We start from the raw sequence: 26,594 nt of genomic DNA on the forward strand, positions 1-26,594 counted from the left end.
TCGGCGGTCCGATCGTGGTCTGCTGGGAGTAGATCTCCATCGTGACGGTGATGCGGCAAGGATCTCCGTCGCGTCGCACTGACTCGCACGCGCATTTGAGCCGCCAGCTTCCTCGATCTTGCTGGCGCCAGCATCTACTGATCAGTTCGATCAGCCCATGCTCGGAATCGCGGACCCGCTCAGTCCATGCTCGGAACCCCAGATCGCTCGGCCCGGTATAAGGGGCATGGACTACGTTCAGCGCTATGGCAGGGCCGCACGCTGGTTCCACGTCTTCGTCTACCTGGCCATGTTGGTGCTGCTGTCGACCGGCTGGTGGTTCATCCTCGATAATTACCAGGGTCACCTGCTGGGCCTGCCCGACGACGACATCCACCAGTGGACCGGCCTGCTGTTCGTGCTCGTGACGCTCGGCTACGCCGTGGGGCGCGTCCGGGCCGCCCGCGCGTTCGTACGGGAGTCGCTGGAACGCGAGCCGGGCGACGCACGCTGGCTGGCCGCCTGGCCCAGGGCCGCGTTCACCGGCCGATTCCCCCGCCACGAGGGCCATTACGACCCCGGCCAGCGCCTGGCCAACCTGGTCATGCTGGCTACCCTCGCCGTCATGGCCCTGAGCGGGCTGGGCATGCTGTACCTGCCCTCGCTCCTGCTGCTGGCCGACTTGCATCGTTGGACCACCTTCCTGCTCACGCCCGTCCTCGCCGGCCACGTCCTGGTGGCCGCCGGGCTGCTGCCCGGCTACCGGGGCGTGTGGAGGTCCATGCACTTGGGCGGACGGCTGCCGCGCTCGGTCGCCGCCCGGATCTGGCCGGGCTGGCTCGCGCGACAGGACAGCGGCAGATCTCCCGGACCTGGCGGACCTCCCGGACCTGGCGGGTCTGTTGGACCTACCGGACCTGCTGGATAAACGGGTTTGTCGTGGACGCTCCGTGGTCATCTGCCCGAATCGGTGTCCGGCTCGGGACGGGTGGATAACCATGTGCACAGTCTGTGGACGAATTTATGGCGGCCTGGGGATAATTCGCGAGCAGGTATCGTGCTATTTCCGCAGGTAGGTCGTCCAGGAGGTTGCTGTGTCCGTTGCGAATCAGCAGGTGGCTGACTATGCCTTTCTCAAGGGCATGTACGCGGACGCGTACTATCCGGATCACGTTGTCGACCTGGGGAAGGCGATACTGCTGAGGCTGTGTGAGCGCATTGAGGCTGAGCGGCCGGCGGATCTGGCCGCTCTGTACGTGCTCACGGAGGCCGCAACGGAGGAGTTCAACGCCCTGGATGAGGTGTTCGTGGCGGCCGGTAGTGAGATGGAGACCGTGGCCCGAGAGGTGATCGCCGAGGACTTCTGGTTCGTGGCGTCGGCGTACGGGTTCGCGGAGGCGGACATAGAAGAGTTGGTCAGCGCTCGGGAGTGGTAACGCGGGATTCGTGCGGTTGCCGGACCCTTGGGAGAATCCCGTTATGAAATCAGCAGCGTCCCAGCGCCTCGGTGTGGTGCCGTCCGTATTCGCCATCGAGCATCTACCTCACGCGACCTTCCCCGAGGACGACGAGTGGATCGCGCTGGTTCGCGCCCCGGAGGGGCTCACCATGGTTCGCGAGACCTGGCCGACCGGGTCGGGTGAGCGTTGGATCGGTCTGTACGGCGAGGCGTCGGCGCACAGCCTGGATGTTCCGGGGATGCTGGCGGCGATCCTGCAGCCGCTGGCCGAAGCGGCCATTCCGGTGTTCGTCGCGTCGACATTCCATGCCGATCTGGTACTCGTACCCGAGCCGAGGATCAAGGAGGCCGTCGCCGTTCTGGAGGAAGCGGGGCATCGGGTGGACGTCAAAAACCTGCGCTAACTCTTGGTCTTCGCAGCGCACATGAGAACCAGCACATGCTCGGCCGAAAGAGATCCGTGAGGAGCCCCAGCGATTCCGGGCAGCGTCTGGTGGTCTGACTTACGCTACGGACTGCCCGGCCAGGTACCGGTCCTCGACTTCCTGCGGAGTCCGATAACCCAGCCCTGAATGTGCGTAGCACGTGCTCGCCCGAACTGAGGCGCAGCGCAGACGGGAATCAGTGCATGTCGGCCGAATTGAGGTTCAGGACACGTGGGAGTGATCAGCCCAGCTCGCCGCGGAAACCCCGTTGCCGATGGCATAGCGATATCGCCTACAGTCGGGCCGATCCCACCGAAAGGAGCACTCGATGAGAAGCAGCCGCGTCGCCTCGTCCTTCGGCGTCGTGGTCGTGCTCCCGGTGGGTTTCCAGCTGCGCTGAGAGCTCCCAGGTCGCCGGAGGGTCCTTCCCTTCTGACCTGTGGAGCTCTTCTTGCGTGCGCAAACCACGTATCTCGTCATTCGCGCAACGGCGGCGTCCGCCGGCGGCACCGCGTTCACGCTCAACCTCGTCTACCAAGCCCAAGTGGCCGGTCTCGGGCCACTTCAACTGATCCTCGTCGGTACCGTCCTGGAAACCGTCTGTTTCCTTGCCCAAGTCCCCACCGGCGTCCTCGCCGACCTGCGCAGCCGGAGGCTGTCGGTCATCATCGGATACCTGCTGTTCGGCGCGGGATTTCTCATCGAAGGCCTGTTTCCGGCTTTCGGCGCGATCCTGCTGGCCAACGTCATCTGGGGAATCGGCGCCACATTCGTCGACGGCGCCCAGGAAGCCTGGATCGTCGACGAGGTCGGCCCGAAACAAGCAGGCGACATCCTTCTCAAGGGTTCACAGTTCGGTCAGGGCGGGGCGGTGTGCGGCATCGGCGCGAGCGTTCGCCAGGGCGGCCAGCCGTCAGCCAAGCCGACGCGGCCGGCCAGGTGATCGGCGGACCACCCCTGGGGCTGACCGCCGAACGACTGTCCATCCGCGCCGCCCTGCTGGGCGCGGCCGCCATCACCATCCCCGCCGTCAAATTTCTGGCCGCGGCGGCCCGTACGAAGCCTCGCGTTCGGGTACGGCTCCAGAGCTCCAGCGGTCACCCGGACGACCAGTGACCGACCGAGCCAGGTGAACTGAGCACGCGATAGTGGACTGGGATCTCGCGAGGGCGGGATCCCAGATCCCTTATCCACAGCCGCACCAATTCCGCGAAACTACCGAAACCCTCGGAGCCGCCGCGTGCCCGGCAAGATCCTCTACATCATCGTCTGCGCCGCAGGCGCGGCCTCCGACGTCGGCGAACTCGTCTCGATGGCCCAGCGCCAACAATGGACGGTCCAGATCGTCGCCACCCCGTCCGCCCTCAACTTCATCGACGTACCCCACCTGGAGAAACAGACTGGCAGACCCGTACGCAGCGAATACCGCAAGCCCACCGAACCCAAGCCACCAAGAGCGGACGCCATCATCGTGGCCCCCGCCACCTTCAACACCATCAACAAATTCGCCCAAGGCATCGCCGACACCTACGCCCTAGGCCTCCTCGCCGAAGCCCCCGGACTCGACATCCCCGTCATCATCCTGCCCTTCGTCAACAGCGCGCTCGCTCTCCGCACCCCGTTCCGCCGAGCCGTCGCCGACCTACGCTCCGAAGGCGTACACATCCTCCTGACCTCCGAAGAGCCCCGCGCCAACTCAGACTCCTACCCGTGGGGCTGGCCTCTCGAGGTTCTCGCAGAGTTCGCTGTTTCCTGAGTATCGATTCGCGTCAAAGGCTCCGGAATGGCCGGCTCAAGGGGTAGTGGTTCTTGCGGGGTTCGGGCCGGAACGCTCCGGATCTTCAGCGTCGTGATGGCGTGCTCGCTGGTGGGTCCGGTATTCAGGCAGGGGCGTCGCTGCGAGCTGTATAGATTGTCCATAGGGCCGGGAGGAGGCGTTGTGGCAACATCGACTGCGGGGCCGGCGGGCGGCCTGATGAGTGACTTCCGCTACGTCACACCGCTGTACACCAAGCGACAGGCGGCGGATCTGATCGATGTTCCGCGCCAGACCTTCCGCAATTGGGCCGTCGGGTACGCCTACAAACGCCTGAACGAACCGCTTGTCGTCGCCGAAGCGCTGGTGACGACCGCTGGGGCTCAAGGGCCGACAGTTCCGTTCGTCGGACTGGCGGAGGGGTACATGCTCGTGGCATTCCGGCATGCGAACGTCCCGATGCAGCGCATCCGCCCGGCCATCCGCTGGCTGGAAGAGAACATCGGCTTGGATCAGGCACTCGCCAGCGAGCGCCTGATGACCGACGGCGCCGAGGTGCGGTGGGATTTCAAGGAACACACCGACAACCCCGCGGAGCGGAACGCCGTGGATGGGCTGGTGGTGATTCGCAGCGGCCAGCAGGTGTTCCGCCCCGTGGTGCGTGACTACCTGCGGCGCGTCACCTATCAGGACGGTTGGATGAGAATAATCCAGCTGCCGGGATATCCGGACGTGAAGGTGACCGTCGACCCGTGGATCAATGGCGGGCAGCCGACCCTGGCGAGCCGAGGGGTGCGCGTCGCCGACGTGCTCAGCCGATTGCAGGCGGGCGAGGATTCGCGCGTTGTGGCGGAGGACTACGACCTGTTGTTGAACGAGGTCGAGGCGTTGCTCCCGCAAGCGGCGTGAGGCGGAAGCGATGGCAGGCGAAGCGCAGGCATGAGCGGCGCTCGCATCTTCGCTCTCGCGAAGGCCAACGTTGTAGGTCGCGAGATGGCAGCCCTGTTCCTCGACAATGAGGAACAGATCATCACAACCGCCAGACGCGTGAACGAGCCGTTCGTCTTCGCCGTCGGCCAGAACGGCCTGCGCCGAGCCCGCGTCAGGTACCCGATCGACGGCGCCGATCACTAGATGATCCACTTGAGGTCATATAGGCGCGCTCCAGGTAGTCGGCGAGTTCGGTGGGGTGGCTCAGCATTGGGTGGTGGCTGCCGGGCATCTCGTCGGGGGCGGAGCCGAGGCGGTCCTGGACCATGGTGCGCATGAAGTCGGCTGGGAAGTAGCGGTCGTCGGTGCAGATCAGAGCTCGGGTTGGGACGTCGGGCAGGGTGGGTGCCGGCCATGGTGCGTTCATTGAGGTGTCGGCTTGGTCCCGGCCGTCCGCCAGTGCCGCGTCTGCGAGAGTTCTGGGTACGTCGTGCAGGAACAGGTCGTAGACATCCTGTGCGTCCGGGTCGCGGCCCTCGCGCAGGTGGCTTTCTCGGAGGGCGGACGCATGGCCGGTGTTCTCCCACCAATCGCCGGGGCGTTCGCCAGGCCGGGGGATCATCCCCGTCACGAAGACCAGCAACTCGACCGGCACCCGATCGCAGACGAGCGGTCCGGTGAACCCGCCGAACGAGTGGGCCACCACGACCAGGTCACGTTGGTCGCCGACGGCCTGTGCCACCGCGTCCGCGTATTCTTCCAGGCCAGCCTTCTCATCCTCGTACGGCAACTCGACCGCGAGGGCGCCGTGACCCCGCCCGCGCAGTTCGTCCGCCAACAGGGACCAGTACTGCGGCCCTGAACCTCCGCCGGGGATCAACACGAAGTTCGCCATGCTCTACATCTACTAGACGCCACCGACAATCTCGGAGCCGGGAACAGCCCGCCGCCAAGTGCGAGCCGTTCTATCGGCCAGAGCCGGAATGCCCAATGCCTTGAGAGGCGCGAAAGGCTACGCGGGAGGGGTTCGTAGCCAGAGCGCGGGCTCGTGGATCAGAGCGGGGGACAGCCAGGGGGCAGCGGGGCCGGGACCGCGTTGTAGACCAGCGGGCCGTGGCGACGCCGGTTAATGTCGGCGACGCGACGACGGCGAGGTGGCACCGTCCTCGCCGGCCCGTAGCGCCTCCAACCCGAAAGTACTGGTAGATCGACGGGCCTGGGCTCGCGATCAGTAGCTGAACGTGGTCGCGCCCTCGTCGCCGATCCACTGCCACATGGGTACGGTTCCGCCCAGCTCCGCGTTGTCGATGAGTGTGCTCTTGTCCAGCTTGCGGGAGTCGAAGCAGATCGGGCAGACCATGTACTTCCCGCCCGCGGCCGCGTACCGAGCGACAAGGTCGGCCAGCGGCGGGCAACCCTCGCACGCGACCCCCGTGGCCACGCCCTCGGTGACCAGTCGCGTCGCTTCCTTGGTGAGGAACATGAGCGTGGGACGGCCCTGTTCGGCCGCGCCGAGGGCGACCAGGAACGCCACCGTGACGCGCTCCGGGTCCTCAAGTCCTGTGGTCAAACTGATGACGGCCTTTCCGGCCATGGGATCTCCTCGATTGGATCGGATCTGTCTGACGACACGATGTCCGACCCGTGTGTGAGAGACCGTGTGACTCCCGCCCGAGGACACGCCAATAGCCGAGGAGAACCTGACCGCCGCGATCATCCCCGAAAGCCGACGAGGACCCGAAGGTCAGGTGAACCCGACCTGGCGTGAGGGTCAAGAGGTTTCGCTGCCGGCAGCGAACCTGCGCGCCGCCACCGACAATTCCGGGGCTCGGGAAGCCTGAGGCGAACCTCGAAAAGCTGAGGCGAACCCCGACCGCCGTGATCAACCGTGCGACGAAACGCGCCCCGAAGGCCGAGGCGAACCCGACCACTGTGATCAACTATGCGACGAACGCGCCCCAAAAGCGTCGACCGCACTCCGGATCTCAGGTGCGAGCTTCTCGTACTCCTGATCCGCAACCGCCCCCACCGCGCTGAGCACCCCGCTGAAGAACCGGCGCAGGGACACCGCCAGCACGATCTGGAACACATCCCCATCACTCAGCCCGAACCGCCGCAACGTCTCCGCGTCGGCTTCGGTGATCGTGGTCGGGTCCGTGGCGACCTTCGAGGCGAAGTCCATGATGGCCACGTCCACCGGCGCGAGCTCCGCGTCGTGATGGTCGCGCAGGATCGCGCTCAGCGCCTCGTCGTCGTAGAACTCCTGCAGCTTCTGCGCATGCGCCAGCCCGCAGTACTTCGAGCCGATCACCCGCGCGGTCGCCACAGTGACCAGCTCATACCGGCGCAGATCCATCCCATTCCGAACCGCGCCGCCAAGCTGCAGCCAGCCCTGGTAGACCTCCGGCCGGAGCGCGAACACCCGCGTGTAGTTGGGTACGAATCCACAGATGGCCGCATCGGCCGCGTACAGCGGCGACTCGTCGGGTGTGTCGAGATACGTCATGGTCTCGCTTTCGTGAGGTGACATCACGATAAGCCGCCATCAGCCGCGAACGACAAAGTGGCCCCCGGAATCCCGGAGCCACCTGGTTTCAAGCCGAGACGAGGGACATGCCGCGCCGACGCTTGCGGGCGGTCGTGAAGCCCACGACGGAGACGCCGGCCAGGCCCAGGCCCAGGTAGAGGCCCAGGTAGAGGCCCAGGTAGAGGCCCTCACCCGAGGCCAGCGGCACAGGCGACGGCGGGTCGAGGGTGGCGGGGCCACACATCGCGTGGCCGATGATCACATCGCCAACGCCGGGAGCAGTTGGATGTGCATGGCTTTGACGGTCAGCTTGTCCCCAACGGCGATCTGCTCGTTCAAGGTGACCGTGATCAGGGGGCAGCAGCGGCGGAAACTGGATGACCGTATTCGGCGCCGGGCTCGCGGCCAGGTTGATCAGCCCGATCCGGTCGTTCGCGATCGTGACGACCCGGTGGTGGCTGAACCGCTGATGTTCTCCGAGGTTATGTCGGTAGGTGAACGGCAACGACACATATTCCACAGTTACTCACTCTACGGAGTGACCAATACTTGATTAATCACTCCAGAGGGTGAGTGTTATTTCCGACCGCGCGCGGGCCCAGCACTAGATTGATCACCAGCTCGCCCGGCGGATAGCGCCGCGAAAGAGCATGTTTTCACTCCACGCGAGGATGATGTGCAGGAATACCGTGTTGTCGTAGTTGATGAATCGAAGTTGACTCATATTGCGCTGAATGCCGTGTTCGCGAAGTCGGGACGATTCCGGCTCATCGCCGCCGTGTCCACTGCCCACGAGGCCAGGAGTGTGGTGCTCGCACACAAGCCCGACCTGGTCCTGTGCGAAGCCGACGTGGCGGGCGAGAGCGGCCTGGAACTGTGCGGCTGGATCCGGCTGGCCAGCCCGGCGACCATGCCGGTGCTGCTCAGCGGGGTCAACGACGACTCGCTGGCCGCCTCCGCGATCAGCTGCGGCGCGGCGGGCTACCTCCTCAAGATCTCTCCGCCGGAGGACCTGATCTTCTACCTGTACGGCGTGCTGGCCGGCCAGCAGATAATCGACGATCGGGTCACCGCCCGCTCCTGGCGGCCCAGCGAGGAGAACTCACTGGCCCGATACGGCCTGAGTACCCGCGAACGGGAGGTTCTGGACGAGGTACTCCTCGGCCACGACAACCGCTCAATCGCCCTCCGGCTCCGCATTTCCATCGACACCGTGAAAAGTCATATCAAGGCGATCCTCCGGAAAACCGGTGCCCGGGATCGGGTGCACGTCATCGCGATGGCGCTCGGGCGCGGCCGTACCGATGTGCTCATTCCGACCGGACGACGCCAGAGCAGGGGGAGTGTTGCGTAACCAGCGGCCCCTCCGACTATTCGACCGCACGGACCGCTGATCGTTCGTCGATGACGGCCCGCCTATCACTCCAGAGGAGGAGACCGGGGCGCGTCCCCCGCCTCGCCGCCCGCCGGGCCACTAACGTTCGGCGACGTCGAATCGAAGGGGGCGGTATGACGCTTCGTGTCCTGCTCATGTACCTCATGGCCGGTCTGACCGCGTCCTGCGGCCTGGCACCGGCGGCTGCGACCGGCCGGCCCAGCGCCGCGATGCCGGTCGGCTCATGTCACCGCATGTCGCAGCCGGAGGAGCTTTATCACGTCAGTGATGTCGCCCCGCCGGTCTCGTGCACCGAGCCACACCAGACCGAGACCTACCTGGTTACCAGGCTGAGCGGCGCGCTGGCCACGGAACCCGACCGCCCCAGCCCCGACCGCCTCCGCGCGGCCTGCGACTACCGCCCGATCCGCCCCTACCTGGGGGCGCGGCGGAAAGACGCCCAATGGGGGATCGAGATCCAGGCGAAATTCCCGACCCGCGCCGAATGGGCGGCCGGCAACCGCACCCTCCGCTGCGACCTGCTCGTCCCCACCCTCCACACCGACCTCGGCCCCCAACTCACCGCCCCCCTCCGCGGCATCATGCGTCACCCCCAATCAGTGCTGGTACGGCGCTGCCGCCGCGAAACCGTGGACGTCGTCTGCGCGCTCCCCCACGACCAGGAATGGGTCGAACCACCCATCTACCTGGCCCACGACGACAGCACCCCAAGCCAGATGAAACACCTCTGCCAGGCGAACGCCCGCGCCTACACCGGCGGCACCCTGGACGGCCTGGCCGTAACCGTCGAACCGGTCGACACCCGTCAGGCCCACTGCTGGCTCCGCCACGACGACGACGCCGTCACCACGACCACTCTGCGCGGAGGCAGCCGATGACCTCCAGGACCCGAATCTCTCCCCCGGACACCACCGCCGACGACCACGAGCTGGGCGAACACGACCACAGCCGCGAGTGGTCTCCCGAGCAGGACCAGGACTTCGGCCGGAGCCGTTGCGTCGACGACCACGAACTCGGCACGGCGCGGTCCGGGCTGATCCGGCTCCGGAGCCACCGGGCCCGGCGTGGGCGCAGATCGGCGTTGATCACTGCGATTCTCACCGGCCTGGCCTGGGCCGGGGTCATGCTGGCGCGGCTGTTCGCGGGCGGGCCGGTCGGCGTGGGGGACCAGGGCGACGGCCGGCGGCTGCTGTGCACGTTCGGGGCGGCCAACGGGCGGCCCTGGAATGCGGACACGTCGGACTATGTCTTCACGGCCTGGGTTCCGCATGCCTGGTTCGGTGAGACCTGTGAGCTGTACCGGTCGACGCAACTCGGGCTGCTCTGGCTGGCCAAGCAGGTCAACGGGCCGCTCGGGCTGCCGGGCCTGGTCGACCTGCGTGGCCTGGGCGTTCTCTCCACGCTGCTGGTCGGGGTGATCGTCGGGCTGCTCGCCTGGCTGCTGCCCGGCCGGTGGTGGGTACGGGCGGGGGCGGCGAGCGCCATCGGCCTCGTGTACGCGGACGCGGCTTTCGCGGGCTTCTTCGTTTCGCCGCACACCGAACCGGCCGCGCTGCTGGGCGTCGGGTTCCTGCTGGCCGCCCTGCTCCTGCTGGGGAGGGGGGCCACGCTTCCGAGGCTGCTGCTGACGACCATCGTCGCGATCTTCACCATTGGGGCGCAGGTACAGACTGCCGCGCTGGCTGTCCCGGTTTGTGTGGCGCTGATCTGGTTGCCGTACCGGCGGCTGGTTCGCTGGCGGTGGGCGGGGCCGGTGCTGCGGCGGATTCCGGGAATCGTGCTGAGCCTCGTGGTGATCGCGGCGGCGTCGTTCCACCTGGCCGCCCAGCCCGAGACCCAGATGGAAGCCGCCCGGCACGGCGTCGTCTTCGGCTCGATCCTGTACGGCAACACGGGCGCGGCCAAAGACCTCCAGGACCTGGGCTTCGACGCGCCGTCAGCCGCCGCGATCAGCGAGATCGCCGCCACCAACGCCGGAGTCGGCAGCCTGCCGCCCGTGCTCGTCGCGATGTTCAAGGAGAACGTGACGACGGCCGGGATCGTGGCCTTCTATCTGACGCATCCGGCGCATGCGGTTCGCGCGGTCGGCTGGGGTCTGGAGGGTATCGGGCGTTTCTCGGTCGACTACCTCGGCTCGTACCCGCCGGACGCCGGACTCCCGCCGGGCGCGAGGGAACATCGCATCGCCGCATACAGCTGGTTCTGGGGGACATTCCGCGTCGCCCCCGCGTTCCTGCTGCTCCTGTGGGTCGCCACGTTCGCGGCCGGCCGCTCCGTCGTCCGCCGCCGCCGTGTGAAACCCGCCAGAAAGGCCGTCGGCCGCCTGGCCATGCTCGTCCCCCTGATGATCGTCGCCCAGTTCGGCGCGGTCCTGATCCTCCTGGGCCGAGCCGACATCACCCGCCACCTCACCGTTGTCAGCTTCCTCACCGCCGTGTGCATCCCGCTCCTGACCTTGGCCCTGTGCATCCGCTTCCGTGGCGTCCGCCCCAACCCTCGCCGGCGGGACGCCCCAGGCATGCCCAACTCCTGCAAGCCGGAGCTCGTCCGTTGAGCTCCAGGTTCACCGGGTGGCGGCATCGGGCTGGTCGCTGCGGTTCCGGCTCGCTGGGGATATCTACACCTCAACTCCTGACCTCTTCAAACGGATCATCAATATCGATCTTGAGCATCCGTGTCACGCTTCGTCACTTATTGGTCACGATAAGTTCACATGTTCGAGGCCGCTGCGGCGGGCCCTCGGTTTCACGACATGCGGGAGAGTAATGATCAAGATAATGAGGTTCGGCATGCGCGGGCATGGTCGCGGGTGCGGCGGTGCTGGGGCTGACCGGCGCGCCGGGTGCCGCGCTGGCCACCGACGAAGCCTCCGGGCCGTACGCGCAGGCCCTCGCGGAGATCGCCAGCGATGGATCGACTGTGATGGCGAACGGCGTCACGCGCGTCACCCATAATCCCCTGATCCCTGCCGCCAGTTTTCCTGCGGCAAGTTGCCTTCCCGGCCCTGGTCGGGCGTGGCAGTCGGTTTCGTGACGGCCGCCGCCATCGCCAGCGAGGGACGAACCCGGGCAAGGGACGCAACCCCGGCGTAGAGACCGAGGCCCGCGGCTGGGCTACCGGCACCCACGTGGCACATCCCGGACAGCACGGCACACCGCCCAATCAAAGCCCCGGACCGGCCACCAAGCCGGTAGCTGAGTCGGTGGTCCTGAGTCGGTGGCCCTGAGCCGGGCAGCGGCGGCCGTTTCACCACGGCCGCCGTCGCCCGGGGCGACGCATTACGGCAGCTCGACCACGGCCAGGCCGTGACGGTGGTCCCGCCGACGGGGGTGGTGCTCATGGCGTCTCCTCACGGGGATGAGCGCCGACGGTCCGGCGTCGGCGATGTCTCAGATGCGATGAGGGCCGTGACGGTGGTTTTGCCGTGATGAAGGTCGTGATGCTCGCCCACTTCGGCACGGGGCTCGTAGATGGCTGGGGCGATCGGCTGCCGCGCTCCCTCCTATGTCAGGGGGCTTTCGAGCCGGTGCGGCAGGCGCCCGAGAGGTTCTCGACCACTCCCGGAAGTTCTTCGGGAGGGGATCCTTGTCGTTGGTGGCAGCTCAGCCCTTAGCAGGGTGCCCATCACCTGCCGGACTGGGATACCGCCAAGGCCGCGCGCGGCTGAGATCCGCAGGGCTGAGATCCGCAGGGCTGAGATCCGCAGGGCTGAGATCCGCAGGGCTGAGATCCGCGCGGCGAGCTCGATGGCCTGGTCCTCGGACTCGACATCGACCAGTTGGTATCCCGCAAGGAATTCCCTGGTCGGCGGCCGGCCCGGGGCGGGGCGCTGGGTGGCCGGCGGCTGGACCGTCCATAACAACAAGGGCCTGTCCGTCCGCACGGTCGAGCCGTTCTACTTCAGGAGGAAAGGGGCGCTGGCGCGGACGGTGCCGTTGATGACGATTTCCAGGGTTCGGGGGCCTGGGGGTTCGTTTCGGGTGGTGACGGGGCGGAATGAGTGGGATTTGGTGATGGTCAGGGGGTGGCCGGGCTGCATGGAGGGGCGTTCGGCCAGGTGGAAGACGCGGTGTGAGTTGTCGCGGCGGATCGCGTATTTGAGGATGATCGGGCCGGGGTGGTCGGTGGTGAGGGTGACGGTGAAGCGGAGATGATTTCCGGTCACGACCTCGGTGTCGTGCAGGGTGAGGTCGTCGACGGTGCCGGCGCCGGGAGAAGCGCCCATGAGGGTGAGGGCGCGGGGGTGGCCCGCCTTGATGAGGCCGCGGGCGGCATGGCGGAGGGTTCGCTCGATGTGGGAGCCGCCGGATTCCCGCCAGCGGGCGAGAAGGTCGATCGCGACCTCGGGGTGGTCCTTGGCGATGTCGTTGACGTGGTTGGCGACGGAGCGGCGCACGTATTCGCTGGGGTCGTCGCGGAGGGCGTCGAGGATGGGCAGCGCGGGGCCGGGTTCCATCAGCCAGCGCACCCGGGATCCCCAGGGCAGGCGCGGCCGGGTTCCTTCGGAGGCGAGCCGTCTGAGGTGCTCATCGGGTGAGTGGGCCCAGTCATACATGATCTTCATCGCGTCCAGGTGATGGCGCTCAAGCAACGGCCGGACGGCGAACTCCGCGGTCGAATGCGGCGTCAGGACGGCCAGCGTCGCCATGGACTCATCCAGATGCTCCACCCCGTGGGTGGCGACGTGCTCGGTGGCCGGCCAGCCACTCCACAAGTCCAGCCGGACCTGACCGGCGCTCCCGCGGAGCACCTCGGCGGCATCCGCGAACGGCAACGGCAACGCCTCGTGCAGCATCCGCGCCACATGCCGAACGCGGTCCTTCAACTCCAGCCCGGCGAGCCCGGCCAGCGCGCCCCGCACGAACGCCGCCCGCGAAAAGGGCTTCCACACGGCCGCGATTCCATCCGCGAGCACCCCCACGGACCCGGCATTGATCATTTCCTTCAACGGTTGAGCCACAGCCACACGCTGCCACACCCCACCGACAATTCTCAGTGGACGGATTTGAAGGGCGTAAGCCCCGCCCAGTCGGCCAGCGCACGACCGAGCCAGAGCGGCCCGTCGAAGGAGGCACCGACGACCGGCACCGAACCCGGGCCGTCGAAGGAAGAGCCGACGACCGGCGTCGAACCCGGCCCGTCGAAGGAGAGACCGACAAGCGGTGCTGGACCCGGCCCGTCGAAGGAGAGACCGACAAGCGGTGCTGGACCCGGCCCGTCGAAGGAGAGACCGACAAGCGGTGCCGGACCCGGCCCGTCAGAGGAGGGGCCGACGACCGGTGCCGAACCCGGCTCGTCAAGGGAGGCGCCGACAGGCGGTGCCGAATCCGGGCTGTCGAACGATGGACCGGCGAGCGGACCTGAACCGGATTCCCAGCGGAGGAGCCACCCGGTGTCCGCGGTGAGTACGCCGTCCTCGGGGAAGCCCGGGTTCTCCAGGCAGACCTCGTTTCCGGCGAGGCTCAGGACCAGCCAGTAACGATCGGGGTGGTCGGTCAGTTCGACCCGGAGCACGATTCTGGGCTGGGGCAGCGTGTCGGGCGAGATCAGTCGCGACATGGTCCAGAGCACCAGATATGGATCATGTCGGGACGGCTGAGGTTCGCGCCAGCGGGCACCCCAGGAACCGAGAGCCATGCACACATCCGTGAGCTCGCGCCCGCATTCGGTCAGGTGATACTCGTGCTCCCGCCGTTCGACCACGCCGTCCTCTTCGAGCCGGCGCAGCCGCTGGGACAGCACGCTGCGCGGCAGCCCGGGGGCGCCCTCCAGGATCGCGCTGAAACGGTGACAACCCACCATGAGGTTGCGGAGAATGATGGGCGTCCAGCGTTCGGCGAAGACCTCGGCGCCCAGGGCGATTGGGCAGTGCTGTCCGTAACCCTTCTTCACACGTCCACCATGCCAGGCGACAAGTCCCTTGTTAGGGCAATTTTCAATTGTTTACCTGGCGTATTTATAACGCGAAAAGGGCCAGACCCATCAGGCCCGGCCCTCTCGCCACGAACTCACCCGATCAGCTCACTGATCCGCACCGGCACCGCGAAGTCGCCGGTCAGCCGGTTCTTCGTCACCGCCACCGCGATCCCGTTCGCCCGATCCGCGTACGCCGCGCTGCCCCCCGCCCCCGGCACCCCGAAAACCGAGGGCGTGGTTTCGGCGTCCGAGCCGGGACGGCCGATCGCGTATCCCAGCCCCCAGGTGGCCGCATTCCCGAACACCTGGTCGACCCCGGTGAACGACACGGCCGAAATCTCCCGCAGCCGCTCCGGCGACACCAGGCGAACCCCGTCCACCTCACCGAGCAGCGCCGCGTACATCCGGGCGATGGCCCGCGCCGACGTCTTCCCCCCGGCGGGAATGTCGGCGGCCAGCACATCCGTACGGTTCCCCAACGCCGCAGAAGGGAACAGCGCCATCGGCCCGGCCTTGAACATCGGCAGGTCGGTCGGCATGTCCGCGGCCCACTCCACGGCCACCGGCTCGTCCTCCAGCACCGCCAGCCGCCCGTGCTCGGCCACCGGCACCCCGAAGTAGAGCTCGTCGGCGACCCCCAGCGGCCCGGCCACATCCTCCCGCAGCACCTGCGAGATCGGCTTCCCGGTCGCCCGCCGGACGACCTCCCCGATGAGGTATCCGAAGCTGTAGGCGTGGTATCCGGTCTGCGTGCCCGGTTCCCACCACGGCTCCTGGTCCGCGATGGCCGCGCACATCTTGTCCCAGTCGCACACGTCCTCGATGGTGCTGTCCACCGGGATGCCGGGCACGCCCGCCGTGTGGTTGAGCGCCTGCCGTACCGTGACCTGGCCTTTTCCGTGGGCGGCGAACTCGGGCCAGAGCTCCGCGATCGGGGTGTCGTAGGTGAGCAGGCCGCGCTCGGCGAGCACGTGCAGCACGGTCGCGGTGGCGCCCTTGCCGATCGAGAAGTTGTAGAACACCGTGCCGGAGGTGACCTCGCGGCCGGTCTCCGGGTCGGCGACGCCGGCCACCGCGTCCACGATCAGTTCGCCGTGGCGGTAGACGGCCACCTGGAGGCCGCGCTCGACGCCGGATTCGACGAGCTCGTCGATGGTGGCCTGCACGTTCTTCTGAAGATCAGTCATGGTCATCTCCGTTTCGGTCAGCGAGCGGGCTGGTAGGTGAGGATGGTCACGCCGGACGCGAACGTCTGGGTGTTCGCCAGGGTGAGTCTGGCTTTCGTGCCGTCGCGGAAGCACCGCTGCCCTTCGCCGACGACGACCGGGTGCACCCACAGGCGGTACTCGTCGAGCAGGCCGTTCTCCCGCAGCGCGTCGGTCAGCTGCCCGCAGCCGTAGATCAGGATGTCCCCGCCGGGCTGTTCCTTCAATCGGCGCACGTCGGCGACCAGGTCGCCGGCCGGGATGATCGTGGTGTTGTGCCAGTCGGCCTTGTCGAGGGTGGCGGTGACGACGTACTTGTCCATCGCGTTGATCCGGTCGGCGAAGTCGTCCGCGCCGGCCCGGCCCGGCCAGGCGGCGGCGAAGCCCTCGTAGGTGACGCGGCCCATCAGCAGGATGTCGCTGGCGAACAGCTGGGCGTTGGCGTATTGAGCGGCTTCGTCGTTCCAGTAGTCAAACGACCACAGGTGCGGGTTGTCGATGAAGCCGTCGAGCGTGACGTACGTAGAAGTGATGACTTTGCGCATGAGGTGCTCCTAAGCGAGGTAAGGGCGCTTGGCGCGGGCGTCCCGCAGCGCGTGCGCCCACCAGGTCAGTTGATCCAGGGTCGTGTTGAGTGCGGCGTTGCAGCTCGCCGTCGGTTTGGGCCAGCTTCCGTCGGCCGCGAACAGCTCCCAGTAGCAGGGCAGCGAGACTCCGTCCCGGATGGGCACCGCGTGCAGTTCGCTGTACACCTGCCGGAGTTGGTCGGTGGCGTGGCGTCCGCCGGACTCCCGGCCGTAGGAGATGAAGGCGACCGGTTTGGCGTGCCACTCCGTGTAGAACCAGTCGATCGCCGTTTTGAGCGGAGCCGGGAAGCTTCGGTTGTATTCGGGGGTCACCACCACGAAGGCGTCGGCGGCGGCCAGGCGGGGCGCCAGCAGCAGGACCGGGCCGGGAAGCGGATCGTCCTGGTCGCCGAGAGCCGCCGGCAGGGCGGTTTCGGCCAGGTCGACCACATCCAGCGCCAGGTCCTCGCGCCGCCGGGCCCGGGACACCAGCCAGTCGGCCACGGTGGGACCGAACCGCCCGGTCCGGGTGCTTCCCACGATGACCGCGATTCTCAGCTTCTCCGACATTTTCCGCCTCCTTTCTGGCACGACCCACGTTGCCAGGGACGGCTTACGGACCCCTTCCCGTCCTCTTACGGTCGGGCATGAGACGGCGTAACCAGCTAGCGTGGCGTTTATGCGCTTTGGGGTGCTGGGGCCGCTCGCGGTGTGGACGGCGGACGGCCGCGCGGTCACGATCCCCGGTCTGAAGGTTCGCGCCCTCCTCGCCGACCTGCTCGTCCACGAAGGCCGGACGGTGTCGGTGGACCGCCTGGTCGACGACCTGTGGGGGGACGACGCCCCGGCGAACCCGGCGGGGGCGCTTCAGGTCAAGGTCTCCCAGCTCCGCCGCGCTCTGGACGAAGCCGAACCAGGCGCCCGCGAACTGGTCGTTTCCCATTCGCCGGGCTATGCCCTCCGTACCGGCCTGGAAACGGTCGACGCCGCACGCTTCACCCAACTCACCACCCAAGCCCAGGACAGCGCCGACCCGCGCACGGTCGTCGCCCTGCTCGGCGACGCCCTCGCCCTCTGGCGCGGTACGGCTTTCGCCGACTTCGCCGACGACGAGTTCACCCGGCCCGCCATCGCCCGCCTCGACGAGCAGCGCCTGGCCGCGCTCGAACAGTGGGCGGAAGCCCGGCTCGAACTGGGCGAACACAGCTTGCTGGCCGGTGAACTGGCCGACCTGACCGCCCGCCACCCGCTCAGGGAACGCCTGCGCGCCGCCCACATCCGCGCCCTTTATATGGCCGGACGCCAGAGCGAGGCGCTCGCCGACTACGCCGATCTGCGCGACCGGCTGGCCGACGAACTCGGCCTGGACCCCAGCCCCGAGCTGGTCGCCCTGCACCAGGCCATCCTGAACCAGGATCCGGCGCTCAGCACGGTCCCCGGAATCCGCACGAACCTGCCCGAACCCCTGAGCGACCTCATCGGCCGGGAGAATGCGGTCACCGAGGTCAGCACCCTGCTGGAGAAGGCCAGACTGGTCACCCTGACCGGCTCGGGCGGCGTGGGCAAAACGCGCCTGGCGCTGGAGACCGCGCGCGGAATGGCCTTCCCCGACGGCGTCTGGCTGGTGGAGCTGGCCGCGCTCAACGGCTCCTGCACGGCCGAGGCGATCATGGCCGCGCTGGAGATCCACGACAGCTCCGGCGAGCCGCAGGACCGGCTGATCGGCGCACTGCGCGCCCGCAACCTGCTGCTCGTTCTCGACAATTGCGAACACGTCATCGACGACGTCGCGAAACTCGCCGATGCCCTACTCCGGGCGGCACCGCAGGTACGCATCCTGGCCACCAGCCAGGAAGCCCTGTCCCTGCCGGGCGAATCCGTGTGGAGCGTGCCCCCGCTGGACGTTCCCTCCCCAACCGCCGACCTGGCCGCCCTCGACCAGTCCAGCGCGGTCCGGCTGTTCGTGGCCCGTGCCACGGCCGCCGCCCGAGATTTCACCCTTGACACCGACACCGCCCCCGCGGTCGCGATGCTGTGCCGCCGCCTCGACGGGATCCCGCTGGCCCTGGAACTGGCCGCCACCCGCGTCCGCGCGCTCGGCGTGCACGGTCTGGTCGCCCGCCTCGACGACCGGTTCCGGCTGCTGGCCACCGGCCACCGCGGCGCGCCGCCCCGCCAGCAGACGCTCACCGCCATGATCGACTGGAGCTGGGAGCTCCTCACCGACCCCGAGCGGATCGTCCTGCGGCGCCTGGCCATCCACGCCGACGGCTGCACTCTCGAAGCCGCCGAAGCCGTCTGCGCCACCCCCGATGTCCTCGACCTGCTCCCCCGCCTGGTCGACCGCTCCCTGGTCGCCGTCGCCCACGGCCCCGACGGCCCGCGCTACCGTTTGCTCGAATCGGTCGCCGCGTACTGCGTGGACCGCATGCGCGAAGCAGACGAATACCCCGAACTCCAGGCCCGCCACCGCGCGTACTACACCGACCTCGCCGAACAGGCCCAGCCTCACCTCTACGGCCCGGCCCAGCGCGACTGGCTCCGCCGCCTCGACGCCGAAGCCGCCAACTTCCGCACAGCGGTCAACCTCCGCCTGGTCAACGCCCTGACCTGGTACTGGTTCCTGCGCGGCCGCCTCACCGAAGCCCGCCGCTCCCTCGAAACCGCCCTCGCCCAGCCCGGTACGGCTCCCGCCGCCGACCGCGCCGCCGCCCGCGCCTGGCAGGCCGGCATCGCCCTCCTGCACGGCGACGTCGCCGACAAGACCGCCCGCCGCGAAGCCGCCCTGAAGCTCTTCGACACCGCCGACGATCCCGCGCGCCGGGCCAGAGCCCAGTGGTTCCTCGCCTACACCGGCTCCGACACCGGCGACCTCACCGCCGGCGCCGACCTGCTCGACCAGGCCCTCGCGACCTTCCGCGAACTCGGCGACCGCTGGGGCGAGGCGGCCGTCCTGAGCACCCAGGCCAAACTCGCCCACGTCCGCGGCGACCTGGCCGCCCTCGGCACGGCCGCCGAGCGCAGCAACGCGATCTTCAGCGAGCTGGGGGAGCGCTGGGGCCAACTGGAGGCCACCGGCTGGCTCGGCGCGCACGCCGAACTGGCCGGCGACTACGACGAGGCCGAACGCCGGCAACGCGACGGCCTGGCGATGGCCGAGGAACTCGGGCTGTGGGCGGAGGTGTCGACCAGGCTGTCATGGCTCGGCTGGATCGCCCTGCAACGCGGCGACTATGCGCAATCGCGGCTTTTCTCCGAACGCGCGCTCCGGCTCGCCACCGAACAGGCCCACCTGCCCGGCCTGGTGTTCGCCGAGCTGACCCTCGGCTTCGCCGCCCGCAAGGACGGTCTCATCGCGCTGGCCGAAACCCATCTCACCAGCGTCCTGCGGCGCACGGCCCCGATCGACGAGGCCAACCCGCCGCCGCATCTGCCGATGGTGCTGGCCGAACTCGGCTTCGCCGCCGAACAGCGCGGCGCCGTGGCCGAGGCCGTCGACCTGCACCGGCGGGCGTTCACGACCGCGCTCACCTTCGACGCGCCCCGAGGCCACGCCCTCGCCGCCGAGGGTCTGGCGGGCGCGTTCGCGTTCGCGGCCGATCATGGTCAGGCCGCGCGGCTGCTCGGCGCGGCAGCGCGGCTCCGTACCGAGAAGGCGCTGCCGCTGGCCCCCGCCGAGCGCCGCGACGTCGACCGCATCGCCGCCGCAACCCGCGCAGCTCTGGGCGATACGCTCTTCAAGGCCGAGTTCAACCGGGGCGCCGAACAGCCCCTTGGATTGAACCCCCCTACGGGGTCTCGCGTACCTCCCGGGGAGGAGGCTGGATGATGCGTTGGGCGAAGATTCTGGCGTTTGCAGCGTTCCTGGCAGTCGGGTGCTCGGGCACCGCCGACGCCGAAGACCCGGATGTACGTTTTTCGCTGGAGATGATCACTCATCATCGCCAGACCCTGAAACTCGCTGACATGGTGAAAGGCCGCAGCACCGACACTTTCGTGACCGGCCTCGCCACCAAGCTCAGAACCGGCGAACGCACTGAGATCGACGTAATGTCCAACTGGCTGACCATGTGGAACATGCCACTACCCAAAGGCGCGACCTACCAGATGACGGGCAGCGCGACCACGGCCGACTTCACCGCGCTGCAGAGCCGTACCGGCCCCGAATTCGACCAGATGTGGCTCACCACGCTCAGCAAACACCTGACCACCGGCGTGATGATGGCGCAGATCGTGGTCGCCACCGGCGACCACGCACCCACCGGTGACCTGGCCCGACGCATCGTCCGCGAGCAGCGCCAGGAGATCGCGGACATCGGCCAGCACCTCACCTGAGGTTTCCACGTGTGCCTGCACCCGTTTCGCGGGTAGTGGCAGAACAGCGTGGAAAGGTGGCGAGGGATGTGTCAGGGATCCTGCTGAGTCTGGAGTTCGATCAGAGCGCAGTGGTGCAGATCCGCCATCTTGTCCAGCGATCCGGCCAATCAGCCGGTCTGAGCGGCGCCGTCCTCGAAGATTACGTGCTGGCCGTCCACGAGGCCGTGACCAACGCCATCAAGTACGGCAGAGGCCCTCGTAGTATCTCCATCTGGGAAGAATCCGGCTCGTTCTGCTCCGAAGTCCGGGACAGCGGCCCCGGCATTCCGTACCAGACCCTGACAGCCACCGACCTCGCGGAACGCTCCATCCTCGGCGGGCGCGGCCTCTGGCTGATGCGCCGCCTCACCCGCACCACCATCCAGACCGGACCCGAGGGCACCACAGTCCGGCTCACCGCCCCGCTGCCCTAGGGTTCGCTGAGAGCTGAGTCTGCCAGGTACGGCATTCGCCCGAAACCTGTCCGAGTTCGGACGTGTTGGATGGGTTACCACCAGAAACAACATGGCCGCCGGCCCTCAACCGGGGTTCACTATCGCCAGATTAGGTACAACCGGTTATCAGGCGACCCCGGCCATGTACCGAACCCTTGCTAGGCTGGCGGGAACCTAGTTGGAACCGGGCGTTGTCTCACCCGGCTGGTGAGACCGTTGGGAAGTGGGGTCACACCATGAAGAAGCTGCTCGTTCTGGCGCTTGTCGCTATTGGGGGGCTGCTGGTCTGGCGTAAGGTGCAGTCCGATCGCGCCGAGCTGGACCTGTGGACTGAGGCGACAGGCAGCGAGAACTGACGACCACCCCGGAGATGGGTTTTGCTTGATCGTGGCGAAGGTGCGGGTATGACCCCCGTCAGGCTGGCCTGCCTGGACCTGGCGGGCACCACGATCGGCGACATCGCCATGGTGGAACGGGCGTTCGCCGAGGCGATCGCCACTCAGGGCATCGTCCCCGGGACCAGTGCGTACGCGCGGGCCATGGTCCACGTTCACCGGTCCCGGGGCTGCCCCAAGATAGACGTCTTCCGCGGCATCTTCCCTGACAACGAAGCTCGAGCCCAGGCCGCCAACTTGACCTTCGAGCGGTCGTACGAGGGGGCGATCGAGCGGACCGGCCTCGTTCCGCTGCCCGGAACCGTGGAGGCGCTGGAGAAGCTGCGCGCGGCCGATGTTCAGATCGCGCTCATCACCGGGTTCAGCCGTGGCACTTTGAGCCGGATTCTGGGTGCGCTGGGGTGGCACGACAAGCTCAACCTGGCACTCTGCCCGGAGGACGCCGGTCGTGGCCGTCCTTTTCCGGATCTGGTGCTGACTGCGGTGCTGAAGCTGGGCATCGACGACATCCGCCAGGTCGCTGTGGCCGGTGATTCGGAAAGCGACATGCTGACCGCACGCCGGGCCGGCGCTTCTTTGATCGCCGGCGTTCTCACCGGGGTGCACAGTCGGGAACGTCTGCTCAGCGGTGGCGCCACCCACATCATCGACAGCATCGCCGACTTCCCGACGCTGATCCTCGGCCGTCAGGCCGTCCCCGCCATCTTCTAGTCCACCCAGACGATCCGCAGCACGAACACTTTGCGTTGATCTTCCAGGATGAGATAGGTCGCGAGCCCTTGGCGGCGGTCGCCAAAGGGGTGCGTCCGCATATTCACCTCAGGACGCTGACGGTTCGCCGGATCCCCGCTCCACGGGTGGAGTTCCAGGAGATCCCAGAGGGCGAGGAAAGCTCCGCGCGCCTCCGCCGGGAGTGCTGCGAGGTAGTCGAAGGCCTCCTCCAGGAGGTCGACGCTGTACACCTCTAGAGGCCCAGCCTCGCTTCGACCTCGGCTCGCGAGAGCGCGGGCACGTCCTCGCCCTGGTTCAGCCGCCGTACCTGATCGAGCATCTTGCGGTGCGCGACGGGGTCCGCCGACAGCTGGGCCCACCGCGACCAGCGCTCGCTGAACTCCGTCAACGGCCCCAGATCCAGGCTCTCGGTCGCCTCAGCCATCAGGTGCCGGAACTCCCGGTCGAAGTCCCCCACATCCTCAGGAAGCAACGCATCCCGGATGGTACGGAGATTCTTCGGCAGGACGACACGAGAGGCATCAGACACCTCATGACCGACCGATTCAGCACGCTCCGCGCTCATGGTTTCAAGGTACCCGCCCCACCCAGGTTTGGTATCACCTCCCGAAGGGCTATCGCTCATAGGCCCAGCCCTGCCAGCGCTCCACACTGATCACGACAACTGGACCATCGGGACGGCGCTCTCGATACTGCCCATACCGTGCAGCCAGCCGGTCGATCCAGAGCTCCCGCACTCCCACGTCCTCAACGATCAACGCACGGCCGTCGGCCCTCGCCCACCAGAGCCGCGTCCAGTCATCCTCGTAGTGATCCACCAGCACGCAGACCCGCTCATTGCCCGCGATGTTCCGCAACCTGCGAAGGTCTGTCGTCCGCTTCGGCTTGTGATCGACGACGAACGCCAGCGCGTCACCGTCGACCGCGAACACGATGGGCACCAGATGCGGCACCCCACCCTCACCCACGGTCCCCAACCGCGCCGACCGCGCCGTCACGAATCTGTCCCGAGCTGCCCCTTCGTCCATATGTCCGACGTACCCGTGAATACCAGATCCCCGCAGGCCCGGCCGCGCGGAACCATCAAGATCTACCTCGACCCTGACCGCGTTGGTGCGCGGCTCTCCCACCACCCGCCCCACGTTGCGATACCAAGTGGCGCGAGAGCCTAAGCTGTTGCTACGGTATATAAGCCAGACAGCCGTGTGATCACCGCATTCCCGCAGGTCACGGACTGTTTGTAGGGGCCTTAGCTCAGCTGGCAGAGCGCCTGCTTTGCAAGCAGGATGTCAGCGGTTCGAATCCGCTAGGCTCCACCAGCCAAAACGCCCCGCTCTCGATCATGAGAACGGGGCGTGAGTGTTCTAACTGGGTGGCTAAGCCTGTCGCTCGTCGAAATGCGTGCCGGGGTGCGCCCGCCGATGGACTGATTCCATCTCCCCCAATCCTCCGACCCCTCCTTACTGCGCGGGTGCCGATAACCATGATCGGACTGTCTGAGATAACGCCAATCGCGATCAGCATGGCCGCTTCATTTGCCGCTTGAGGTGCTCATTTAAGCCACCTTTCAGCGTTCTTCAGTGTGGCTCCATACGGTATGGCCCATGAAACAGGCCCTCGCGCTGACCGCGATCGTAACCATCTTTGCCGTGTTGGCACCCACCTCAATGGGCACGATTCTGCTACCGCGACGGCAGCGCGGCGTGTGCGAAACCGAACTGCTGCATGGTCGCCTAACCGCATCTTTCCTGCGGCTTTGGACGTTTTCACCACATCGACCCAACCGCGTTCACCGAGGCACTACATCCGGGTGAGCGAGGTCCTGTCCTCCCGCCTGACCCCCGCCGGTGACATCGTCAGGGCACATCAAGGGGCGCATGGCCCCAACGCGCGGAACCGCTCGTCGTACATCCGATCTGCCAGCTCGTAGACCTGAGACGGTGAGAACCGGCCGGCTCCGGAGTGTGTTCGTTGTCCGTGCCCTTGATCCTGCATGGGTTGCGAGGAATTAGCTCGTCCTCTTCGGCTGCGGTCGTCAGAACGGCTCGCAGCAGCCGGTAGGCCTTTGTTGCCGTCAAGGCGCCGGCCCTGCGCGCCGCCGCGCGGGCGGCAACCCTGGCAACCCTGGCAACCCTGGCAACCCTGGCCGCCCTGGCCGCCCTCCCCGCCGGGCATGCTGCCTGGGGGCCGGTCCCGGCGGGAGCGGCCATGGCGTACCGCACCCTCCACGGGATCCGCGTTCTCGGAACGCTAGCCGTAGTCAGGCATGCGCCCCAGATCTATCCTTGCGCCGTGGACGCGATCAAACGGGTTGTCATGGCTGTCGTTCGGTGGGTGAAGTCTGATCTCGACCGGTCCAATCGGACCAGTCCCAGCGCTGCGAGGGAAGCAATCAAGCGTCATCCGCGCGCCTTCTTACGCTCCCTTGTGCAGGCAATGGGATTAGCTATTGCGATCACCGCAGCCTTTTGGCTGGCTGGCGGAGCCGACCTCGTATGGAGATTTATCGGCGTCCCTATCTTTTTGTTGGCGGTTTCATGGCGCCAGCGGTCCACCACCTCACGAAGCTGAACCGTGCCCCGACCAGCCCTGCAGCAGACCCTGAAGATCGGTAACCAACTCCAGAACCCCGCACCACGCCATCGATCCCAAGCGATCACCCATGACCCCTTCGGGCGGGTCGACGGCAGATGGGATGAGCAGGTGGGGAGTTGTGCTGCCGCACGCGGAACGCCAGGTCGCGGGCGTGAACGCCGTGCCATTAGCGTGCCATTAAGGGCCGGTGGCAACCAGCGCGCCAGCCAGGCCGTCATCGTCGTCATCCTGATCTTCACGTTCGGCCTCCACACGAGCACTCAGGGCATCCGCGATCTCGTGCGGACGACCGGCAGACAGCCTCGACGCCTCCTTGCCAGCGGCCGATTCACCTGGGAACGACTACTGGGACTCGCCGCATCCCGCTCCCTCGGAAAAGCACAAAAGAGTGATGCCGCACCGGGGTTCCGGTGCGGCATCGCCGTTTTCAGGGGGTGGCGGGTGGGGTGCCGGTGCTGAGGTTCTGGGTGGCCCAGGCGGCGCCGATTCCGGAAAGGTAGATTTCCTGGAGGTGCTTGTTCGAGGCGTTGATGGTGAAGACGCTGGTGAAGCCGTCGTGGTTGAGGGTGGCGGGGGTGCCTGCGGCTGCCGGCGTGCCAGCGTCGGTGCTGAGGTCCTGGGTCACCCAGGCCGCGCCGATTCCGGAAAGGTAGGTTTCCTGGAGGCGTCCGTTGGAGGCGTTGATGGTGAAGACGCTGGTGTAGCCGTCGTGGTAGACAGCGGTGGGCGCGCCGGTCGCCGCGGGGGTACCGGTACCCGCGCTGAGGTCCTGGGTGGCCCAGGCTGCGCCGACTCTGGGGAGGTAGGTTTCCTGGAGGCGTCCGTTGGAGGCGTTGATGGTGAAGACGCTGGTGTAGCCCTCATGCACCACCACGGCGGGTGTCACGTTGGCCGCCGCCGGGGTGCCGGCACCAGCGCTGAGGTCCTGGGTGCCCCAGGCTGCGCCGACCCTGGGCAGGTAGGTCTCTTGGAGATGCCCGTTCGATGAGTTGATGGTGAAGATGCTGGTGTAGCCCTCGTGCACGATCGCGACCGGCTTCGTCGCGGAGGCCGGGGTGCCGGCGTCGGCGCTGATGTCCTGGCTGTACCAGGCAGAGCCGATGTTCGGCAGGTACGTCTCCTGGATATGACCGTCGGCGGCATTCCGCGTGAACATGCTGGCGAAGCCCTCGTGCACCACCGCCGGACCGCCGGAGGGAGTGACAGGAACAGGGTCGTCGATATCACCCGCACCCACGGGGCTGGAGTAGCCGACGATGTCGATGTTGGTGCGGGAGTAGCTGTTCTCCTTGATGCGGTCGCCGCTGTTGCCTTCGATGGTGTAGACCGTGCTGCTGCTCGCCGACTTGACGATCCCGACGTGGTCGATGACGCCGTTCTGGTCCCAGTCGAAGACGAGGGCGTCGCCCGGCTGCGGTGTGTAGCCGCTGGCGCGGGTGTGCCAGGTGCCGTACCTCGTGCCGTAGTCCTTGAACGAGCTGGCCCAGCCGGTGAGCACGCCTCCGCTGGTCTCGGGCACATCGGCGTACGGCACGCCGGCGTTCTTCCATACGTACTTGGAGAAGTCGGCGCACCAGTCGCTGTCACGCCACTGAACTCCGTCGGTGGCGGAGCAACCGGTTGCGGGCTTCCAGGATCGGAAGTAGCCGGTGTAGTAGTTGCAACCGCTCCCCAGCGGCTGCTCGTGGTTGCGCGACGAGTTGGTCAGCTGGCTTTGCGCGACCGAGACGATGGAGTCGCGGGGCACGGCAGCGGCTGGCGTCGCGGTGATGGCGAGCAATCCCGATCCCAGGACAGCCGTGGTGGCCAGCCCGGCGCTGAGGCGGCGGGCGAATCGCAGGCCGCTCTGTGCTTCTACGCGGGTGAGTTTCATGGGGATCCTTCCGGTGGCGGAGGGTGCTT

Annotated in this window: 30 protein-coding genes and 1 tRNA gene; 18 read left to right on the forward strand and 13 right to left on the reverse strand. The window is 67.4% G+C overall.

Going from position 1 to position 26,594, the window contains the following annotated elements:
* Positions 1-226: 226 nt before the first annotated feature.
* From Acor_RS31770 to Acor_RS31805, 8 genes are all read left to right on the forward strand, one after another.
* Positions 227-907: a cytochrome b/b6 domain-containing protein gene (locus Acor_RS31770; RefSeq protein WP_155340469.1), complete on the forward strand. Its 681-nt coding sequence runs from the start codon at positions 227-229 to the stop codon at positions 905-907.
* 166 nt (positions 908-1,073) lie between these two features.
* Positions 1,074-1,415, forward strand: coding sequence for a DUF5713 family protein (locus Acor_RS31775; protein WP_155340470.1), 342 nt, complete (start codon positions 1,074-1,076; stop codon positions 1,413-1,415).
* 43 nt (positions 1,416-1,458) lie between these two features.
* Positions 1,459-1,842 carry an ACT domain-containing protein gene (locus Acor_RS31780; protein ID WP_155340471.1) on the forward strand — a complete coding sequence of 128 codons (384 nt, stop codon included), beginning with the start codon at positions 1,459-1,461 and terminating at the stop codon, positions 1,840-1,842.
* 472 nt (positions 1,843-2,314) lie between these two features.
* Entirely contained in the window at positions 2,315-2,806 is a 492-nt protein-coding gene (locus tag Acor_RS31785; RefSeq protein ID WP_155340472.1) for an MFS transporter, read from the forward strand.
* Positions 2,803-2,979 (forward strand): hypothetical protein, encoded by a 177-nt coding sequence (locus Acor_RS31790; protein ID WP_155340473.1) that lies wholly within the window; start codon positions 2,803-2,805, stop codon positions 2,977-2,979. The genes Acor_RS31785 and Acor_RS31790 overlap by 4 nt, the downstream gene beginning before the upstream one ends.
* Before the next feature lie 124 nt (positions 2,980-3,103).
* A complete protein-coding gene (locus Acor_RS31795; RefSeq protein ID WP_155340474.1) occupies positions 3,104-3,619 on the forward strand; it encodes a flavoprotein in 516 nt (171 codons plus the stop codon).
* A 183-nt stretch (positions 3,620-3,802) separates the two neighbouring features.
* Positions 3,803-4,528, forward strand: coding sequence for a DUF433 domain-containing protein (locus Acor_RS31800; protein WP_170317165.1), 726 nt, complete (start codon positions 3,803-3,805; stop codon positions 4,526-4,528).
* A gap of 84 nt (positions 4,529-4,612) precedes the next feature.
* Positions 4,613-4,753 carry a hypothetical protein gene (locus Acor_RS31805; RefSeq protein ID WP_155340476.1) on the forward strand — a complete coding sequence of 47 codons (141 nt, stop codon included), beginning with the start codon at positions 4,613-4,615 and terminating at the stop codon, positions 4,751-4,753.
* Here Acor_RS31805 and Acor_RS31810 read toward each other — a convergent pair.
* From Acor_RS31810 to Acor_RS31825, 4 genes are all read right to left on the reverse strand, one after another.
* Positions 4,722-5,444, reverse strand: coding sequence for an alpha/beta hydrolase (locus Acor_RS31810; protein WP_155340477.1), 723 nt, complete (start codon positions 5,442-5,444; stop codon positions 4,722-4,724). The two genes, Acor_RS31805 and Acor_RS31810, sit on opposite strands and share 32 nt — an antisense overlap.
* Positions 5,445-5,777: 333 nt before the next feature.
* Complete coding sequence (locus Acor_RS31815) at positions 5,778-6,143, reverse strand: DsrE family protein (protein WP_155340478.1); 366 nt, start codon at positions 6,141-6,143, stop codon at positions 5,778-5,780.
* A gap of 342 nt (positions 6,144-6,485) precedes the next feature.
* Positions 6,486-7,055, reverse strand: coding sequence for a carboxymuconolactone decarboxylase family protein (locus tag Acor_RS31820; RefSeq protein ID WP_155340479.1), 570 nt, complete (start codon positions 7,053-7,055; stop codon positions 6,486-6,488).
* An 88-nt stretch (positions 7,056-7,143) separates the two neighbouring features.
* Complete coding sequence (locus Acor_RS31825; RefSeq protein ID WP_155340480.1) at positions 7,144-7,596, reverse strand: hypothetical protein; 453 nt, start codon at positions 7,594-7,596, stop codon at positions 7,144-7,146.
* 156 nt (positions 7,597-7,752) lie between these two features.
* Between Acor_RS31825 and Acor_RS31830 the strand changes: the two genes are divergently transcribed.
* From Acor_RS31830 to Acor_RS31845, 4 genes are all read left to right on the forward strand, one after another.
* Entirely contained in the window at positions 7,753-8,430 is a 678-nt protein-coding gene (locus Acor_RS31830) for a LuxR C-terminal-related transcriptional regulator (RefSeq protein WP_155340481.1), read from the forward strand.
* A 155-nt stretch (positions 8,431-8,585) separates the two neighbouring features.
* Positions 8,586-9,350: a septum formation family protein gene (locus Acor_RS31835; protein WP_170317167.1), complete on the forward strand. Its 765-nt coding sequence runs from the start codon at positions 8,586-8,588 to the stop codon at positions 9,348-9,350.
* Entirely contained in the window at positions 9,347-11,026 is a 1,680-nt protein-coding gene (gene wsfD, locus Acor_RS31840) for a glycan biosynthesis hexose transferase WsfD (protein WP_155340483.1), read from the forward strand. Before Acor_RS31835 ends, wsfD begins: the two co-directional genes overlap by 4 nt.
* Positions 11,027-11,271: 245 nt before the next feature.
* Positions 11,272-11,505 (forward strand): hypothetical protein, encoded by a 234-nt coding sequence (locus Acor_RS31845; protein WP_155340484.1) that lies wholly within the window; start codon positions 11,272-11,274, stop codon positions 11,503-11,505.
* Positions 11,506-12,367: 862 nt separating this feature from the next.
* On the opposite strand, the gene Acor_RS31850 is transcribed toward Acor_RS31845, so the two are convergent.
* The 5 genes from Acor_RS31850 to Acor_RS31870 all read right to left on the reverse strand — a co-directional run bounded on the left by Acor_RS31850 (position 12,368) and on the right by Acor_RS31870 (position 16,729).
* Positions 12,368-13,411: a DNA alkylation repair protein gene (locus tag Acor_RS31850; RefSeq protein ID WP_155340485.1), complete on the reverse strand. Its 1,044-nt coding sequence runs from the start codon at positions 13,409-13,411 to the stop codon at positions 12,368-12,370.
* Positions 13,412-13,464: 53 nt separating this feature from the next.
* The gene (locus Acor_RS31855) at positions 13,465-14,364 is read right to left on the reverse strand and encodes a winged helix-turn-helix transcriptional regulator (protein ID WP_155340486.1); all 900 of its coding nucleotides are present in this window, start codon (positions 14,362-14,364) and stop codon (positions 13,465-13,467) included.
* A gap of 116 nt (positions 14,365-14,480) precedes the next feature.
* Positions 14,481-15,575 carry a serine hydrolase domain-containing protein gene (locus tag Acor_RS31860; RefSeq protein ID WP_155340487.1) on the reverse strand — a complete coding sequence of 365 codons (1,095 nt, stop codon included), beginning with the start codon at positions 15,573-15,575 and terminating at the stop codon, positions 14,481-14,483.
* Between the two features lie 17 nt (positions 15,576-15,592).
* Positions 15,593-16,138, reverse strand: a complete 546-nt coding sequence (locus tag Acor_RS31865) for a dihydrofolate reductase family protein (RefSeq protein WP_155340488.1) — start codon at positions 16,136-16,138, stop codon at positions 15,593-15,595.
* A gap of 9 nt (positions 16,139-16,147) precedes the next feature.
* Positions 16,148-16,729, reverse strand: a complete 582-nt coding sequence (locus Acor_RS31870; RefSeq protein WP_155340489.1) for an NADPH-dependent FMN reductase — start codon at positions 16,727-16,729, stop codon at positions 16,148-16,150.
* Positions 16,730-16,838: 109 nt separating this feature from the next.
* On the opposite strand from Acor_RS31870, the gene Acor_RS31875 reads away from it, so the two are divergent.
* The 5 genes from Acor_RS31875 (at position 16,839) to Acor_RS31890 (ending at position 22,076) form a co-directional block, all read left to right on the forward strand.
* A complete protein-coding gene (locus Acor_RS31875; RefSeq protein ID WP_155340490.1) occupies positions 16,839-19,988 on the forward strand; it encodes an AfsR/SARP family transcriptional regulator in 3,150 nt (1,049 codons plus the stop codon).
* Positions 19,985-20,494: a DUF305 domain-containing protein gene (locus Acor_RS31880; RefSeq protein WP_155340491.1), complete on the forward strand. Its 510-nt coding sequence runs from the start codon at positions 19,985-19,987 to the stop codon at positions 20,492-20,494. Before Acor_RS31875 ends, Acor_RS31880 begins: the two co-directional genes overlap by 4 nt.
* Before the next feature lie 68 nt (positions 20,495-20,562).
* Positions 20,563-20,949, forward strand: coding sequence for an ATP-binding protein (locus tag Acor_RS31885; protein ID WP_170317168.1), 387 nt, complete (start codon positions 20,563-20,565; stop codon positions 20,947-20,949).
* 257 nt (positions 20,950-21,206) lie between these two features.
* Positions 21,207-21,326, forward strand: coding sequence for a DLW-39 family protein (locus tag Acor_RS43520; RefSeq protein ID WP_218034602.1), 120 nt, complete (start codon positions 21,207-21,209; stop codon positions 21,324-21,326).
* A gap of 48 nt (positions 21,327-21,374) precedes the next feature.
* The gene (locus Acor_RS31890; RefSeq protein WP_155340493.1) at positions 21,375-22,076 is read left to right on the forward strand and encodes an HAD family hydrolase; all 702 of its coding nucleotides are present in this window, start codon (positions 21,375-21,377) and stop codon (positions 22,074-22,076) included.
* On the opposite strand, the gene Acor_RS31895 is transcribed toward Acor_RS31890, so the two are convergent.
* Genes Acor_RS31895 through Acor_RS31905 form a run of 3 tightly spaced genes read right to left on the reverse strand, consistent with a single transcriptional unit; the run spans position 22,073 to position 23,125 of the window.
* Entirely contained in the window at positions 22,073-22,327 is a 255-nt protein-coding gene (locus tag Acor_RS31895; protein WP_155340494.1) for a hypothetical protein, read from the reverse strand. The two genes, Acor_RS31890 and Acor_RS31895, sit on opposite strands and share 4 nt — an antisense overlap.
* Positions 22,328-22,329: 2 nt before the next feature.
* Entirely contained in the window at positions 22,330-22,722 is a 393-nt protein-coding gene (locus tag Acor_RS31900; protein ID WP_308805700.1) for a DUF6247 family protein, read from the reverse strand.
* The gene (locus tag Acor_RS31905; RefSeq protein WP_155340535.1) at positions 22,712-23,125 is read right to left on the reverse strand and encodes a TIGR03668 family PPOX class F420-dependent oxidoreductase; all 414 of its coding nucleotides are present in this window, start codon (positions 23,123-23,125) and stop codon (positions 22,712-22,714) included. Before Acor_RS31905 ends, Acor_RS31900 begins: the two co-directional genes overlap by 11 nt.
* Positions 23,126-23,340: 215 nt before the next feature.
* On the opposite strand from Acor_RS31905, the gene Acor_RS31910 reads away from it, so the two are divergent.
* A tRNA-Ala gene (locus Acor_RS31910) sits at positions 23,341-23,416 on the forward strand.
* Between the two features lie 1,703 nt (positions 23,417-25,119).
* Here Acor_RS31910 and Acor_RS31915 read toward each other — a convergent pair.
* Positions 25,120-26,565, reverse strand: coding sequence for a CHAP domain-containing protein (locus Acor_RS31915; protein ID WP_155340496.1), 1,446 nt, complete (start codon positions 26,563-26,565; stop codon positions 25,120-25,122).
* Between the last annotated feature and the right edge of the window lie 29 nt (positions 26,566-26,594).

Origin of the sequence: Acrocarpospora corrugata, from assembly GCF_009687845.1 — a bacterium.
GTDB lineage: Bacteria > Actinomycetota > Actinomycetes > Streptosporangiales > Streptosporangiaceae > Acrocarpospora > Acrocarpospora corrugata.

Excerpts from the sequence above, each read along its gene's own strand:
- Acor_RS31770 (WP_155340469.1), top strand. The coding sequence starts at position 227 with ATGGACTACGTTCAGCGCTATGGCAGGGCCGCACGCTGGTTCCACGTC.
- Acor_RS31780 (WP_155340471.1), top strand. The coding sequence starts at position 1,459 with ATGAAATCAGCAGCGTCCCAGCGCCTCGGTGTGGTGCCGTCCGTATTC.
- Acor_RS31805 (WP_155340476.1), top strand. The coding sequence starts at position 4,613 with ATGGCAGCCCTGTTCCTCGACAATGAGGAACAGATCATCACAACCGCC.
- Acor_RS31810 (WP_155340477.1), bottom strand. The coding sequence starts at position 5,444 with ATGGCGAACTTCGTGTTGATCCCCGGCGGAGGTTCAGGGCCGCAGTAC.
- Acor_RS31815 (WP_155340478.1), bottom strand. The coding sequence starts at position 6,143 with ATGGCCGGAAAGGCCGTCATCAGTTTGACCACAGGACTTGAGGACCCG.
- Acor_RS31820 (WP_155340479.1), bottom strand. The coding sequence starts at position 7,055 with ATGACGTATCTCGACACACCCGACGAGTCGCCGCTGTACGCGGCCGAT.
- Acor_RS31835 (WP_170317167.1), top strand. The coding sequence starts at position 8,586 with ATGACGCTTCGTGTCCTGCTCATGTACCTCATGGCCGGTCTGACCGCG.
- wsfD (WP_155340483.1), top strand. The coding sequence starts at position 9,347 with ATGACCTCCAGGACCCGAATCTCTCCCCCGGACACCACCGCCGACGAC.
- Acor_RS31845 (WP_155340484.1), top strand. The coding sequence starts at position 11,272 with ATGGTCGCGGGTGCGGCGGTGCTGGGGCTGACCGGCGCGCCGGGTGCC.
- Acor_RS31850 (WP_155340485.1), bottom strand. The coding sequence starts at position 13,411 with ATGATCAATGCCGGGTCCGTGGGGGTGCTCGCGGATGGAATCGCGGCC.
- Acor_RS31860 (WP_155340487.1), bottom strand. The coding sequence starts at position 15,575 with ATGACTGATCTTCAGAAGAACGTGCAGGCCACCATCGACGAGCTCGTC.
- Acor_RS31865 (WP_155340488.1), bottom strand. The coding sequence starts at position 16,138 with ATGCGCAAAGTCATCACTTCTACGTACGTCACGCTCGACGGCTTCATC.
- Acor_RS31870 (WP_155340489.1), bottom strand. The coding sequence starts at position 16,729 with ATGTCGGAGAAGCTGAGAATCGCGGTCATCGTGGGAAGCACCCGGACC.
- Acor_RS31875 (WP_155340490.1), top strand. The coding sequence starts at position 16,839 with ATGCGCTTTGGGGTGCTGGGGCCGCTCGCGGTGTGGACGGCGGACGGC.
- Acor_RS31880 (WP_155340491.1), top strand. The coding sequence starts at position 19,985 with ATGATGCGTTGGGCGAAGATTCTGGCGTTTGCAGCGTTCCTGGCAGTC.
- Acor_RS43520 (WP_218034602.1), top strand. The coding sequence starts at position 21,207 with ATGAAGAAGCTGCTCGTTCTGGCGCTTGTCGCTATTGGGGGGCTGCTG.
- Acor_RS31890 (WP_155340493.1), top strand. The coding sequence starts at position 21,375 with ATGACCCCCGTCAGGCTGGCCTGCCTGGACCTGGCGGGCACCACGATC.
- Acor_RS31900 (WP_308805700.1), bottom strand. The coding sequence starts at position 22,722 with ATGAGCGATAGCCCTTCGGGAGGTGATACCAAACCTGGGTGGGGCGGG.
- Acor_RS31905 (WP_155340535.1), bottom strand. The coding sequence starts at position 23,125 with ATGGACGAAGGGGCAGCTCGGGACAGATTCGTGACGGCGCGGTCGGCG.
- Acor_RS31915 (WP_155340496.1), bottom strand. The coding sequence starts at position 26,565 with ATGAAACTCACCCGCGTAGAAGCACAGAGCGGCCTGCGATTCGCCCGC.